Here is a 12,894-nt window from a genome sequence, read left to right on the forward strand (position 1 = left end):
CCGGCCTGACTCTTTACGCCGTCCTCCGCGAACTCCAGGCCCTACTCGGCGTCTGGACCGGCGCTTGCCGTCTCTGCCTGCAACCCGTCCTGCCACGCCCACCCACCCCCGCAGACTCGACATAACAAAGTACTACTAGGCCCCGACGGGTAGCTCGCCGGCGACCACCGTGCCCCGGCAGACGACGGCGACGATGTTCGCCGTCGTGAGGTCATCGATCCGCTCCCACGGGCGGCCCCGCATGACGACGAAGTCGGCGCGGCCGCCGGACCCGATCCCGCCGGCCTCGCCGGCGAGTCCGATCGACGCGGCGGCGTCGGACGTCGCGGCACGCAGGACCGCCTCGGCGTCCATGCCCAGCACCTGTGCCATGCGGACGGTCTCCGCCATCTGACCGCCGAACTCCACGAAGTAGCCGCTCGCGTCGGTCGCCAGCACGAAGCGCACGCCCGCGCGCACGGCGGCGCGGAAGCGCTCGTCGCGGGAGACGACGAGCGCGGCCGCCTTCTCGCGTGCCTCCGCACCCACGGGCGCGCGGCCCTCGGCGATGATCTCGTTGATCAGCAGCGTGGGCCCGATCGGCGTGCCCCGCTCCGCGAGTGTCGCGGCCTGGTCGCCGGTGAGCTCGGTGGCGTGCTCGATCGAGTCGACGCCCGCGTCGAGCGCCGCCGCGATGCCGGCCACGGTGTGCGCGTGCGCGGACACCAACATGCCGAGCCCGTGCGCCTCGTCGACCGTCGCGTGGATCTCCTCCGCGGTGTGGTTGCGCCAGCCGACCCTGTCGCCGGTGGAGAGCACGCCGCCGCTGGTGAAGATCTTGATGCCGGTCACGCCCTTGCGCGCCCAGGTGCGCACGAGCCTGCGGCACTCGTACGGACCGTCGGCCGTCGGCTGGCGCAGCGGATGCGCCGGCGGGACGAACAGGTCGTGGTGCCCGGCCGTCATCCCCACCGCACCGCTCGCGAGCACGCGTGGCCCGGGCAGGATCGCCGAGTCGAACGCCCGCCGCAGCGCGACCTGCGTCTCGTCGGCGGCGAGGTCCCGCAGCGTCGTCACCCCGCGGCGCATGGCCTGCTGCGCGTTCGCCGCGGCGTGCAGCACCTGCTCCTCGCGCGTGGTGACCAACGGCCAGACGGAGATGTCGTCGGGACGGGCGGCGTCCGTCGCGCCGGCCCGCCCGACGAGGTGCACGTGCGTGTCGACGAGGCCGGGTATCACGCTGAGCCGCGGCCACCGGTCGTCGCCGGCCGGGGTCACGGCGCCGATCCGGTCACCGTCCCAGTGCAGGTCGCACGGACCGGCGTCGCGCACGCCGTCCCACACCCGGATGCCGGTCAGGACGTGTCGGTGGTCGTCGGGCACAGCGACCACCCTAGGTGCACGAGGCCGTTCGGCGGGAGTGCTGCGTCGACACCGGTGGTAGGTTCACAGGCGGCCGCGGGGGCGTCGGTGACTCGGGAGGCCCGCGTGCACGCCAAGGAGACCGCGCAGCAGGCGATCGTGGCCGCGCGCGAACGGCTGGTCGACCTCAGCCACCGCATCCACGCCGACCCGGAGCTCGCGTTCGAGGAGCACCGTGCCAGCGGCTGGGTCGCCGACGAGCTCGAGCGTGCCGGGTTCGACGTGCGGCGCGGCGTCGCCGACCTGCCTACCGCGTTCGTGGCCGACATCGGCTCCGGCCCGCTCGTGCTCGGCATCTGCTGCGAGTACGACGCACTGCCGGACGTCGGCCATGCCTGCGGCCACAACGTGATCGCCGCGGCGGGCGTGGGCGCCGCACTCGGCCTCGCGGGTCTCGCCGACGACCTCGGCCTCACCGTGCGGGTTTTCGGTACGCCGGCGGAGGAGGGCGGCGGCGGCAAGGTGCTGATGCTCGACCGCGGCGTCTTCGCCGGCACGCACGCGGCCATGATGGTCCACCCGATGCCGCGGGAACGCGCCGAGGCGCACATGCTGGCCATCTCGAACCTCGAGGTCACCTACACCGGCAAGGCCGCCCACGCCTCCGCGTACCCGCACGAGGGGATCAACGCCGCCGACGCGCTCACCGTCGCGCAGGTCGCGATCGGGTTGCTCCGCCAGCACCTCCTGCCGACCGACCGGGTGCACGGGATCGTGACCCGCGGCGGCGAGGCGCCCAACATCGTCCCGGCGCGGACGTCTGCCGCCTATTACGTGCGCGCGGCCGACCTCGAGGGGGTCGAGGCGCTGCGGCCGCGCGTCCGCGCCTGCTTCGAGGCGGGTGCCACCGCGACCGGCGCCACGCTGGACGTACAGGAGAAGACGCCGCCCTACGCGGAGTTCCGCAACGACGCCGCCATGGTGGCGTTCTACCGGGCGAACGCCGAGGCGCTGGGTCGCCGGTTCCCCGAACCGGCGCCGAACGAGCCGGCCGCCGTCGGCTCGAGCGACATGGGCAACGTCTCCCGCGCGATGCCGGCCATCCACCCGATGGTCGCGATCGACGCCGGTGACTCGGGCAACCACCAGCCCGAATTCGCGCGGCACTGCGCGTCGCCGTCTGCCGACGCCGCGGTCGTCGAGGGCGCCACCGCGATGGCGTGGACGTGCATCGACCTGGCCACCGACGAGCGGCAGCGCGACCGGCTCATCCGCGTCGGCTGAAGCGCTCGACGTACTTCACCTCGCGAACGTCGACGTCACCTCGTCCCGGCACGAGGTGAAGTACCTGCTGATCACGTGAACGTGATCAACAGGGCGGCGTCGGGCGGCGACCTGGCACCCGTGAGGGGCACCCTCACCGTGCCAGAACATGGTGAGGGTGCCCCTCACGGGTTCGGCCACGCGGTGAGGGTGCCCCTCATGGTGCGCGGGGTGGCGGTGACACCGTCAGTCGGGGGTTCCCACACCTGCAGCACGTGGAAACCCCGACTCGCGATGTCCAGCCGGTCGGGGGCCGGGCGAATGATCATGTTCAGTGGGTGGAGCCGCGCTTCCCACGGTGCACGCGCCGTGGGAAGCGCGTACTCACCGTGGGAAGCCGGCACACCTGGCCGCGCATCAACGGGAGACGCCAGGACCCTGCGGCGCCACGTGGCGACGGTGGCGGGAGAATGGCCGCATGGACAGCCCAGCCCGTACCTCCGAGCTCGATCCGGCGATCGCCGCGCGCCTCAAGCGCGACCAGGCGGGACTCGTTGCGGCCGTCGTGCAGCAGCACGACTCTGGCGAGGTCCTCATGCTCGGCTGGATGGACGACGAGGCCCTGCATCGCACGCTGACCACGGGCCGGTGCACGTTCTGGAGCCGGAGCCGGTCGGAGTACTGGGTCAAGGGAGCGACGTCGGGACACGCGCAGTACGTGCGGTCCGTCGCGCTCGACTGCGACGGCGACGCCGTCCTCGTCCGGGTCGATCAGGTGGGCGCGGCGTGCCACACCGGCGACCGCACCTGCTTCGACGCCCTGCCGCTCGACGCGGTGGTCGGCGAGCGCCCGGAAGCGACGATCGGATGACGGTCGACGGTCCGGTGAAGGGGATGACGGTCGCGGGCACGTCGCCGTCGCGGGCGTCGCGCAGCGGCGTGGTCGTGCCGGACCGCGCGACGTTCACGGCGATGCGGCAGCCCGTGGTCCCGGTGACCAGGCGCCTGCTCGCCGACGGTGAGACCCCCGTCGGTCTCTACCGCGCGCTCGCCGGCGGTGGCCGCGGCACGTTTCTCCTCGAGTCCGCGGAGACCGGCAGGTCGTGGTCGCGGTACTCGTTCGTCGGTGTGCGCAGTCGCGCGACGCTGACCACGCGCGAGGGTCGCGCCGTCTGGCTCGGCGACCCGCCGCCCGGTGTCCCCCGCGAGGGCGACGTCCTGCAGGTGCTGCGCGAGACGGTCGAGGTGCTGCGGGGCCCGCGTGACCCGGGACTGCCGCCGTTGACCGGCGGCATGGTCGGCTACGTCGCGTACGACGCGGTCAGGCATCTCGAGCGCCTGCCCGACGACACGGTCGACGACCTGCGGCTGCCCGACGTCACGATGCTGCTCGCCACCGACCTCGCAGTGCTCGACCACCACGACGGCACGGTGCTGCTCATCGCCAACGCGTTCCCCGGCGACGACCCCGACGCCGCGTACGACGACGCCGTCGCGCGCCTCGACGACATGACGGCGGCACTGCGGCGTCCCGCCGACGCGTCCGCCGTCACGATGGACCCCGACGCGGTCCCGCGGCCCAGCTGCAACACCCCGGACGGCGGCTACCAGGACGCCGTCGAGCGCGCGAAGGAGTACATCAGGGCCGGCGACGCCTTCCAGATCGTGCCGAGCCAGCGGTTCGAGCTGCGCACGTCGGCGCAGCCGCTCGACGTCTACCGGGTGCTGCGCACCACCAACCCGAGCCCGTACATGTACCTCCTCGACCTCGGCGACCACCATGTCGTCGGCTCGAGCCCCGAGGCGCACGTGAAGGTCACCGAGGGCACGGCGATGCTGCACCCCATCGCGGGCACCAAGCCGCGCGGCGCCACGCCCGAGGACGACGCCGCGCTCGAGCAGGAGCTGGCGACCGACCCCAAGGAGCGCGCCGAGCACCTGATGCTCGTCGACCTCGGACGCAACGACCTGGGGCGCATCGCGGCGTCGGGCACCGTCGAGGTGCGGCAGTTCATGGAGGTCGAGCGGTACAGCCACGTGATGCACCTGGTGTCGACGGTCGTGTGCGATCTCGCAGAGGGCCGGTCGGCGTTCGACGTGCTCGCGGCGACGCTCCCGGCGGGCACCCTGTCGGGCGCGCCGAAGGTGCGGGCGATGGAGATCATCGACGAGCTCGAGAGCACCAGGCGGGGGCTGTACGGCGGCACGGTCGGCTACCTCGACTTCGCCGGTGACCTCGACATGGCGATCGCGATCCGCACCGCACTGATGCGCGACGGCGTCGCCTACGTCCAGGCGGGCGGCGGCATCGTCGCCGACTCGGTGCCCGACGTCGAGGACGCCGAGACCCGCAGCAAGGCCGCGGCCGTGCTGTCGGCGGTGGCCGTCGCGGAGACGTTCCGGCCGGCATGAGGCCGTCGCGGGTGGAGACCGGTGGCGCCGGCCGCCGCGAGATGGCCGTCGTGCTCGGCGTCGCAGTCCTTGCCGCCGCCGTGCTCGTGCTCGCGGCCGGGCGCACCTGGTCCGTCGTGGTGTGGGCACCCCCCGGCCTGCCGCGCACCGACCAGGCGTTGGTGGGTCGCGTGCTCGCGCCCGGGGCGTTCGCGTTCGGTCTTGCCGGGCTCGCGGGCGCCGTCGGCGTGCTGGCGACACGCGGCTGGGCACGCCGGGTGGTGGGCGCGGTCGTCGCCCTCTGCGGGCTGGGTGCCGTGATGTCCTCGGCCCTGGCGACCGGTGCCGCGGCCGCCACGCGCGAGCTCCCCGCGGCCTCGGCACGGTCCGCGGACATCGCCGTGCAGGTGACGGCATGGCCGTGGATCGCGCTCGCCGCGGGCGCCGTGCTCACGCTCGCCGGCGCGGTCACCGTGGTGCGCTGCGCGCGGTGGCCCGGCATGGGCGCGCGCTACGACGCGCCGAAGCAGCGCGAGGCTGAGCCGGACATGTGGCGCGCCCTCGACCGCGGCGACGACCCCACGGTGTGAAGGTGCCCTTGACGTGTGGGCCGCCCGAGCACCTGGCGGGATGTCAGCTGCCGGTCCGCTCGTACGTCGCCTCGTCGGTGATGTCGGCGCGCGAGCGGTCGGGCAGGAACCTCACACAGAGCACCGTGACGACGACCGAGAACACGACGTAGACGCAGATCGCATAGGCCGTACCGAAGGTGTGCACCAGGAAGGCCGCGATGAGCGGTGCCGGACCGCCGGCGAAGACCGACGAGAGCTGGTAGCCGATGCCCGCCCCGCCGTAGCGCAGACCGGTCGGGAAGCTCTCGGCGATGAGTGCGGCCTGCGGACCGTACTGCAGGTCGTGCGGGATCAGCGAGAGCATGATCGCGATGAAGGCCACCGCGGCCACACCGGTGTCGAGCATCGCGAAGTACGCGAACGAGTACAACCCGATGATGATGGAACCGGTCAGGTAGACGCGTTTTCGCCCGACCACGTCCGACAGCCAGCCGGAGAACGGGACGGTGAACAGCGAGATCGCGGCCGCCACCATCACCGCCCCGAGCGCGAACGTCCTGGCGAGGCCCTGCTCGGTCGCGTAGCTCAGCACGAACACGGTGAAGATGTAGAACGGCATCTGCTCCGAGTAGCGAAGTCCTGCCGTGAGGAGGATCTCGCGCCAGTAGCGCCTGATGACCTGCGGGATCGGCTGCCGCTCGACCTGCTTCGACTGCACGACCTTCGTGAACATGGGGGTCTCGAGGATCCGCAGCCGGATGAACAGGCCGATCGCGACGAGGACGAGGCTGAGCAGGAACGGCACCCGCCAACCCCACGACTCGAACGCCGCGGGGGGAAGCAGGGCGCTGAACGCCGTCATCCCGCCGGTGCCCAGCAGCAGCCCGACGGGGACACCGAACTGCGGCCAGCTCGCCATGAACCCGCGCTTGCGCTGGTCGCCCCACTCCATCGCGAGCAGCACCGAGCCGCCCCACTCGCCGCCCACGGCGAGGCCCTGGAGGATGCGCAGGAGGACGAGCAGGACCGGTGCGGCCAGGCCGATGGTGCCCGTTCCCGGCAGCAGGCCGATCGCCGCCGACGACAGGCCCATCAGGAGCAGCGTCACGATCAGGGTCGCCTTGCGCCCGATCCTGTCGCCCCAGTGACCGAAGATGGCCGCTCCGACCGGCCGGGCGGCGAACCCCACGGCGTACGTCGCGAACGACTCGATGACGCCGATGAAGGGTTCAGACTCGGGAAAGAACAGCTTGGGGAAGATGAGAGCGGCGGCGGTGCCGTAGAGGAAGAAGTCGTACCACTCGATCGACGTCCCGACCGCGCTGGCGGTCACCGCCCGGCGGACCTGCGATCTGCGATCTGCTGTCTCCGCCGAGCCTCCGGTTCCTCCGGTTCCTCCGGTTCCTCCGGGATCACCTGGACGCAGCACCATTTGCGAGCCTCCCTGGCCCCCGTTGGCGAGTGGTCCGCATTATGCACTCGCGTGTCGGGCCTGACCAGACGTCGTCGCCCTCCGTAGTCGGTTCCGGGAGCGGCACCGGATCCGTCACGAGCGGCTCGCGCTCCGCAAACCTGCCGTTTGGTCAGACGGGGCGCCCCGCGCGTGGCTCCGTCGGACCCGGTCGCTACGATCGCGACACGTCTTCATCGGGGAAAGGTCGGTGCGCGTGAGCGTGCTCGAGGACATCCTGGTCGGCGTACGAGAAGACCTCGCCCGTCGGCAGGCAGACACTCCGCTCGAACGCCTCAAGCAGCGTGCCGCCGAACGCCCCGCACCGCTGGACGGCTTCGCCGCGCTGGCCGGTCCCGACGTGTCCGTCATCACCGAGGTCAAGCGCAGCAGCCCGTCGCGCGGCGACCTCGCACCGATCACCGACCCGGCTGCGCTGGCCACCGCGTACGCCGAGGGCGGCGCGCACGCCATCAGCGTGCTCACCGAGGAGCGCTGGTTCACCGGCTCGCTCGACGACCTCGTGGCGATCCGGCAGGCCGTCGACGTTCCGTTGCTGCGCAAGGACTTCGTCGTCAGCTCGTACCAGCTGTGGGAGGCGCGCGCGTGCGGCGCCGACCTCGTGCTGCTCATCGTCGCGGCGCTGGAGCAGGAGGCGCTCGTCTCGCTCGTCGAACGCGCGCAGTCGATCGGGCTCACCCCGCTCGTCGAGGTGCACGACGAGGAGGAGGTGCCGCGGGCGCTGGCCGCCGGTGCGCGCATCATCGGCGTCAACGCGCGCGACCTGCGCACCATGCAGGTCGACCGCGACAGGTTCGCGCAGCTCGCCGAGATCATGCCGTCGTACGTCATCAAGATTGCGGAGTCCGGCGTGCGCGACACGCGCGACCTGCTGTCGTACGCGCAGGCCGGCGCCGACGCCGTGCTGGTGGGCGAGTCGCTGGTGACGCGCGCCGACCCGCGGCAGGCGGTCGCCGAGCTTGTCACCGCGGGAGCCCACCCCGCGTGCCGCCACGGCCCGTGAACCGAGGATCCTTGACGTGAACGACGACCACCGGCGGTCGGGCCCCGTGCCCGCGCCGGGGGGGCGACCGTCGAGGAGAGGCTGGCACGGTGAGCGTGACGACTGAGCACGACGAGCTGTTCGGACACTTCGGCACCTACGGGGGACGCTTCGTCCCCGAGGCGCTGATCGCCGCGCTCGACCAGCTCGACCGCGAGTTCCACACCGCCTGGGCGGAGCCCGGGTTCCGCGCCGAGTTCGACCGGATGCTCAGGGACTACGCGAACTGCCCGAGCCCGCTGTACGAGGCCACCAGGTTCTCCCGCGAGGTCGGTGCGCGCGTGCTGCTCAAGCGCGAGGACCTCAACCACACCGGCGCGCACAAGATCCGCAACGTCCTCGGCCAGGCGCTCGTCACCAAGCGGATGGGCAAGCCGCGGGTCATCGCCGAGACCGGTGCGGGTCAACACGGTGTGGCGAGCGCGACGGTGTGCGCGTACCTCGACCTCGAGTGCGTGGTCTACATGGGCGAGGAGGACACCCGCCGGCAGGCCATGAACGTCTCGCGGATGCACCTGCTCGGCGCCGAGGTCATCCCCGTCACCACCGGCTCGCGCACCCTGAAGGACGCGATCAACGAGGCGTTGCGCGACTGGGTGACCAACGTCGACTCGACCCACTACCTGCTAGGCACGGCGGCGGGACCACACCCGTTCCCCGTGATGGTGCGCGAGTTCGTCAGCGGCATCGGCGTCGAGGCGCGGGCGCAGTGCCTGGAGCTGACGGGCCGGCTGCCCGACGCGGTGTGCGCGTGCGTGGGCGGCGGCTCCAACGCCATCGGCACGTTCCGCGCGTTCGTGCCCGACGACGGCGTGCGCCTCTACGGGTTCGAGGCGGGTGGCGACGGCGTGGCGACCGGACGCCACGCGGCGAGCATCACCGGCGGTGCCGTCGGCGTGCTGCACGGCGCCCGCACGTACCTGCTGCAGGACGACGACGGCCAGACGGTCGAGAGCCACTCGATCTCGGCGGGTCTCGACTACCCGGCGGTCGGGCCGGAGCACGCCTACCTGCACGACACCGGGCGCGCGGCGTACGAGCCGGTCACCGACGCCGAGGCGATGGACGCCTTCGCGCTGCTGTGCCGCACCGAGGGCATCATCCCGGCGATCGAGTCGGCGCACGCCCTGGCCGGCGCGCGCCGCATCGCGAAGGACCTCGGGCCGGACGACATCGTCCTGGTGACCCTGTCAGGGCGGGGTGACAAGGACGGCGACACGGCGGACGACTGGTTCGCCGACCTGAGCGGGAAGAGTGACGCATGAGGGTGGCGGCGGCGTTCGAGCGCGCGCGGGCGGAGCGACGCAGGGTGCTCGTCGGCTACCTGCCGGCCGGCTACCCCTCGTACGACGGCTGCGTCGCGGCGCTCGCCTCGATGGTCGAGAACGGCGTCGACGTCGTCGAGGTCGGCCTGCCGTACAGCGACCCGGTCATGGACGGCCCGACGATCCAGCAGGCTGCCGAGCAGGCGCTGCGCGGCGGCACCCGCACCCGTGACGTGCTGCGCACCGTCGAGGCCGTCGCCTCGTCCGGGGTTCCCGCGCTGTGCATGACGTACTGGAATCCGATCGCGCGCTACGGCGTCGACCGGTTCGCGGCCGACCTCGCGTCGGCCGGGGGAGCGGGCCTCATCACGCCCGACCTCATCCCCGAGGAGGCGGCCGACTGGGTCACCGCGTCCGACACCCACGACCTCGACCGCGTGTTCCTCGTCGCGCCGAGCTCGACCGACGACCGGATCAAGTCCACGGTCGACGCCTGCCGCGGGTTCGTGTACGCCGCCTCGCTCATGGGCGTCACCGGCGCGCGCGACACGGTCGACGCGCAGGGTGCGGCGCTCGTCGACCGGGTGCGCCCGGTCACCGACCTGCCCGTCGGCGTCGGTCTCGGCGTCTCGAACGGCGACCAGGCCGCCTCGGTCGCCGCGTACGCCGACGCCGTGATCGTCGGCTCGGCGTTCGTCCGCCGGTTGCTCGACGCGTCGAGCGAGGACGACGGCGCCAGGTCCGTGGGCGAGCTCGCCGCCGACCTCGCCGACGGCGTCCGCCGCGCATAATGTCCCGCGCCAGAGGAGGACCCTTGTCCGGATACGTCGCCGCCGCCGACCGCTACGACGGCGCCATGCGATACCGGCGGGTGGGCCGGTCGGGACTCGACCTGCCCGTGCTGTCGCTGGGCTACTGGCACAACTTCGGCGACGACCGGCCGTTCGAGACCCAGCGCGCCATCGCGCGCCGTGCCTTCGACCTCGGCATCACCCACCACGACCTCGCCAACAACTACGGCCCGCCGTACGGCGCCGCGGAGATCAACTTCGGCCGGCTGATGCGGGAGGACCTCGCCCCGTACCGCGACGAGCTGGTGATCTCGACCAAGGCCGGGTGGGACATGTGGCCGGGTCCCTACGGGCAGGGCGGCGGCTCGCGGAAGTACGTGCTCGCGTCCCTCGACCAGTCGCTGCGGCGGATGGGCCTGGACTACGTCGACATCTTCTACTCGCACCGGCTCGACGCGACGACGCCGCTCGAGGAGACGATGGGTGCGCTCGACACCGCCGTGCGGCAGGGCAAGGCGCTCTACGCCGGGATCTCCTCCCACGACGCCGAGCGCACCCGCCAGGCGGCGGAGATCCTGCGTGACCTCGGCACGCCGCTGCTGATCCACCAGCCGTCCTACTCCATGCTCAACCGGTGGATCGAGACCGAAGGGCTCCTCGACACCGTCGCCGAGCTCGGCGTCGGCATCATCGGGTTCACGGCACTCGCCCAGGGCCTGCTCACCGGTCGCTACCTCGACGGTGTCCCCGAGGGCTCACGTGCCACCCAGGACAAGTCGTTCGACACGTCCTGGCTCTCCGAGGAGATGCTCGGACGGCTGCGCGCCCTGAACGAGATCGCCGGCGCGCGCGGGCAGAGCCTCGCCCAGCTTGCGCTGGTGTGGGCGTTGCGCGACGAGCGCGTCACGTCGCTGGTGATCGGGGCCTCCTCGGTCCGCCAGCTCGACGAGAACGTCGCGGCCCTGGGCAACCTGGAGCTGTCGGCCGACGAGCTGGCCAGGATCGACGAGCACGCGACCGACGGCGGCGTCGACCTGTGGGAGCGTGCGCGCGCCGGCGCCTGGTAGGGATCAGGCGCCGGCCTTCTCCTGCACCGTCCGCTTCAGGTTCGCCGGGTTCTTCAGGGTGTCGACCGGCTCGTCGGGGGTGCCGCCGAAGGCCATCGTGCCGTCCAGCAGGACCGTCGGCGTGACGAGGCGGTCGTACCTGTCGTCGAAGTCGGTCTGCACGCGCTTCAGCCAGGGGCGGTAGCGCTCGTCCTCGACGCAGGCGCGGAACCGCGCGGTGTCGAGGCCCGCGACGGGCTCGGCGAGCTCGATGACGCGCTCCTCGGTGAAGCCGTCGACCTTCTCTTCCGGCTGGTGGTCGAAGAGCCGGTCGTGGTACTCGCGGAACCTCCCCGCGTCCTGCGCGCAGGCGGCCGCGTTGCCGGCGACCTTCGAGCCGCTGCTGCCGAGGGAGTCGATGATGGTCGCGATGCGGTACTCGACCCGCAGGTCACCGCTGTCGACCAGGTCGCCGATCGTCGCGCCGTAGCGGTCCTCGAAGCCCTTGCAGGCGGGACAGCGGAAGTCCTCGAACACGGTGAGCGTGACGGGGGCGTCCGGCTGCCCGACGGGGATCGCGAGGCCGCCGGCGACGGCGCCACGCGGCGCGGGTCCCTCGTCCGCGCTCCTGCGCTGCTGCGCCGCGACGCCGAGGATCACCGCGATGAGCACGACCGCGAGGCCTGCCGCCGTCAGCGCGATGATCCGGGTGCGCCTGCTCTTGCGCTGCTGCTGCTCCCGCTCCTGTGCCTGGCGCTCCTGCTCGAGCCGGACGCGCTCACGTGCGCGGGTGCGCTTGGCCTTCTTCGAGCTCACGACTTTCCGGACGACGTGGCCGCGCCGCTCGGCGACCCGGAGCCTTCCTCACCCTCGCCGGACGGTGTCGCGTCCGAGGACGGCTTCTTGCCGTTACCACCGGACGCCCGGTCGTTGACGGTCTTCTCGAACGCCTCGGGGCTGGCCATCGGCGGGGCGATGCCCTGCTGCTGGCCGCCCATCATGACCTCGTCGTCGAGCACGAGCGACGGGGTGGCGACGCGGCCCTGGAACCTGGTGTCGAACTCCGACTGCACCTTCTTGAGCCAGTTGACGTACTGCTGGTCCTGCACGCAGCGCTCGAAGTTCGAGTCGTCGGCGAGACCGTCGACGTCCTTGGCCAGCGTCATCATCTGGTCGTTGGTGAACAGGTCCTGGTCCTCGGGCGGCTGGTTCTTGAACAGGACGTCGTGGAACTGGCGGAACTTGCCGGCGTCCTGCGCGCACGCCGCGGCGTTGCCGGCGACCTTGGACCCGCTCGTGTTCGGGACGTTGGCGTCGATGATGGTCGCGACGTGGTACTCGACCCTGAGCTTGCCCTGCTCGACGAGCTTGGTGATCGTGGTGTTGTACGCCTCCTCGAACTGCTTGCAGGCCGGGCACCGGAAGTCCTCGTAGACCTTGAGGGTCACGGGCGCGTCCTTCTCGCCGACCGGGATCGCGACGTCGTCGATGACGCCCGCGGGCACGGCGCGGTCGGCGCGGGCGTCCTGCTCGCGCTGGTTCTGGACGACGATGCCGATGGTGACGGCCCCGAGCACCAGGACGAGGACGCCGGCGGTCACCCCGATGATGCGGTTCCGGCGGGAGCGCCTCTTGCGCTTCTCCATCTCCTGGCGAAGCCGCTCGCGCGCCGCGGCCTTCTGTTCCTTGCGCGAGGCCATCAGGCCTACCCT

Annotated in this window: 12 protein-coding genes; 8 read left to right on the plus strand and 4 right to left on the minus strand. The window is 72.1% G+C overall.

Annotation, left to right across the window (positions count from 1 at the left end):
- Positions 1-135 precede the first annotated feature (135 nt).
- The gene (locus tag GEV10_00005; protein MQA76858.1) at positions 136-1,371 is read right to left on the minus strand and encodes an amidohydrolase family protein; all 1,236 of its coding nucleotides are present in this window, start codon (positions 1,369-1,371) and stop codon (positions 136-138) included.
- A 126-nt stretch (positions 1,372-1,497) separates the two neighbouring features.
- On the opposite strand from GEV10_00005, the gene GEV10_00010 reads away from it, so the two are divergent.
- From GEV10_00010 to GEV10_00025, 4 genes are all read left to right on the plus strand, one after another.
- Positions 1,498-2,625 carry an amidohydrolase gene (locus GEV10_00010; GenBank protein ID MQA76859.1) on the plus strand — a complete coding sequence of 376 codons (1,128 nt, stop codon included), beginning with the start codon at positions 1,498-1,500 and terminating at the stop codon, positions 2,623-2,625.
- A gap of 457 nt (positions 2,626-3,082) precedes the next feature.
- The gene (hisI, locus tag GEV10_00015) at positions 3,083-3,475 is read left to right on the plus strand and encodes a phosphoribosyl-AMP cyclohydrolase (GenBank protein ID MQA76860.1); all 393 of its coding nucleotides are present in this window, start codon (positions 3,083-3,085) and stop codon (positions 3,473-3,475) included.
- Between the two features lie 23 nt (positions 3,476-3,498).
- Complete coding sequence (locus GEV10_00020) at positions 3,499-5,016, plus strand: anthranilate synthase component I (protein MQA76861.1); 1,518 nt, start codon at positions 3,499-3,501, stop codon at positions 5,014-5,016.
- Entirely contained in the window at positions 5,013-5,585 is a 573-nt protein-coding gene (locus GEV10_00025; protein MQA76862.1) for an MFS transporter, read from the plus strand. Before GEV10_00020 ends, GEV10_00025 begins: the two co-directional genes overlap by 4 nt.
- A gap of 43 nt (positions 5,586-5,628) precedes the next feature.
- Here GEV10_00025 and GEV10_00030 read toward each other — a convergent pair whose 3' ends face one another.
- The gene (locus GEV10_00030) at positions 5,629-6,999 is read right to left on the minus strand and encodes an MFS transporter (GenBank protein ID MQA76863.1); all 1,371 of its coding nucleotides are present in this window, start codon (positions 6,997-6,999) and stop codon (positions 5,629-5,631) included.
- A gap of 235 nt (positions 7,000-7,234) precedes the next feature.
- On the opposite strand from GEV10_00030, the gene trpC reads away from it, so the two are divergent.
- The 4 genes from trpC (at position 7,235) to mgrA (ending at position 11,203) form a co-directional block, all read left to right on the plus strand.
- Positions 7,235-8,041, plus strand: a complete 807-nt coding sequence (trpC, locus tag GEV10_00035) for an indole-3-glycerol phosphate synthase TrpC (protein MQA76864.1) — start codon at positions 7,235-7,237, stop codon at positions 8,039-8,041.
- An 89-nt stretch (positions 8,042-8,130) separates the two neighbouring features.
- Entirely contained in the window at positions 8,131-9,345 is a 1,215-nt protein-coding gene (gene trpB, locus GEV10_00040) for a tryptophan synthase subunit beta (GenBank protein ID MQA76865.1), read from the plus strand.
- The gene (locus GEV10_00045; protein MQA76866.1) at positions 9,342-10,136 is read left to right on the plus strand and encodes a tryptophan synthase subunit alpha; all 795 of its coding nucleotides are present in this window, start codon (positions 9,342-9,344) and stop codon (positions 10,134-10,136) included. Before trpB ends, GEV10_00045 begins: the two co-directional genes overlap by 4 nt.
- The gene (gene mgrA, locus GEV10_00050) at positions 10,136-11,203 is read left to right on the plus strand and encodes an L-glyceraldehyde 3-phosphate reductase (protein MQA76867.1); all 1,068 of its coding nucleotides are present in this window, start codon (positions 10,136-10,138) and stop codon (positions 11,201-11,203) included. Before GEV10_00045 ends, mgrA begins: the two co-directional genes overlap by 1 nt.
- Before the next feature lie 3 nt (positions 11,204-11,206).
- Here mgrA and GEV10_00055 read toward each other — a convergent pair whose 3' ends face one another.
- Both GEV10_00055 and GEV10_00060 read right to left on the minus strand, forming a co-directional pair.
- On the minus strand, positions 11,207-11,998 hold the full coding sequence (locus GEV10_00055; protein MQA76868.1) for a thioredoxin domain-containing protein: 792 nt from the start codon (positions 11,996-11,998) through the stop codon (positions 11,207-11,209).
- On the minus strand, positions 11,995-12,882 hold the full coding sequence (locus GEV10_00060) for a thioredoxin domain-containing protein (protein ID MQA76869.1): 888 nt from the start codon (positions 12,880-12,882) through the stop codon (positions 11,995-11,997). Before GEV10_00060 ends, GEV10_00055 begins: the two co-directional genes overlap by 4 nt.
- Positions 12,883-12,894: the final 12 nt, after the last annotated feature.

Source organism: Streptosporangiales bacterium, assembly GCA_009379955.1.
Lineage (GTDB): Bacteria > Actinomycetota > Actinomycetes > Streptosporangiales > WHST01 > WHST01.

What these genes read in the sequence shown, in the direction of transcription:
- hisI (MQA76860.1), top strand. Translation starts at nt 3,083, where the DNA reads ATGGACAGCCCAGCCCGTACCTCCGAGCTCGATCCGGCGATCGCCGCG.
- GEV10_00020 (MQA76861.1), top strand. Translation starts at nt 3,499, where the DNA reads ATGACGGTCGCGGGCACGTCGCCGTCGCGGGCGTCGCGCAGCGGCGTG.
- GEV10_00025 (MQA76862.1), top strand. Translation starts at nt 5,013, where the DNA reads ATGAGGCCGTCGCGGGTGGAGACCGGTGGCGCCGGCCGCCGCGAGATG.
- GEV10_00030 (MQA76863.1), bottom strand. Translation starts at nt 6,999, where the DNA reads ATGGTGCTGCGTCCAGGTGATCCCGGAGGAACCGGAGGAACCGGAGGA.
- GEV10_00045 (MQA76866.1), top strand. Translation starts at nt 9,342, where the DNA reads ATGAGGGTGGCGGCGGCGTTCGAGCGCGCGCGGGCGGAGCGACGCAGG.
- mgrA (MQA76867.1), top strand. Translation starts at nt 10,136, where the DNA reads ATGTCCCGCGCCAGAGGAGGACCCTTGTCCGGATACGTCGCCGCCGCC.
- GEV10_00060 (MQA76869.1), bottom strand. Translation starts at nt 12,882, where the DNA reads ATGGCCTCGCGCAAGGAACAGAAGGCCGCGGCGCGCGAGCGGCTTCGC.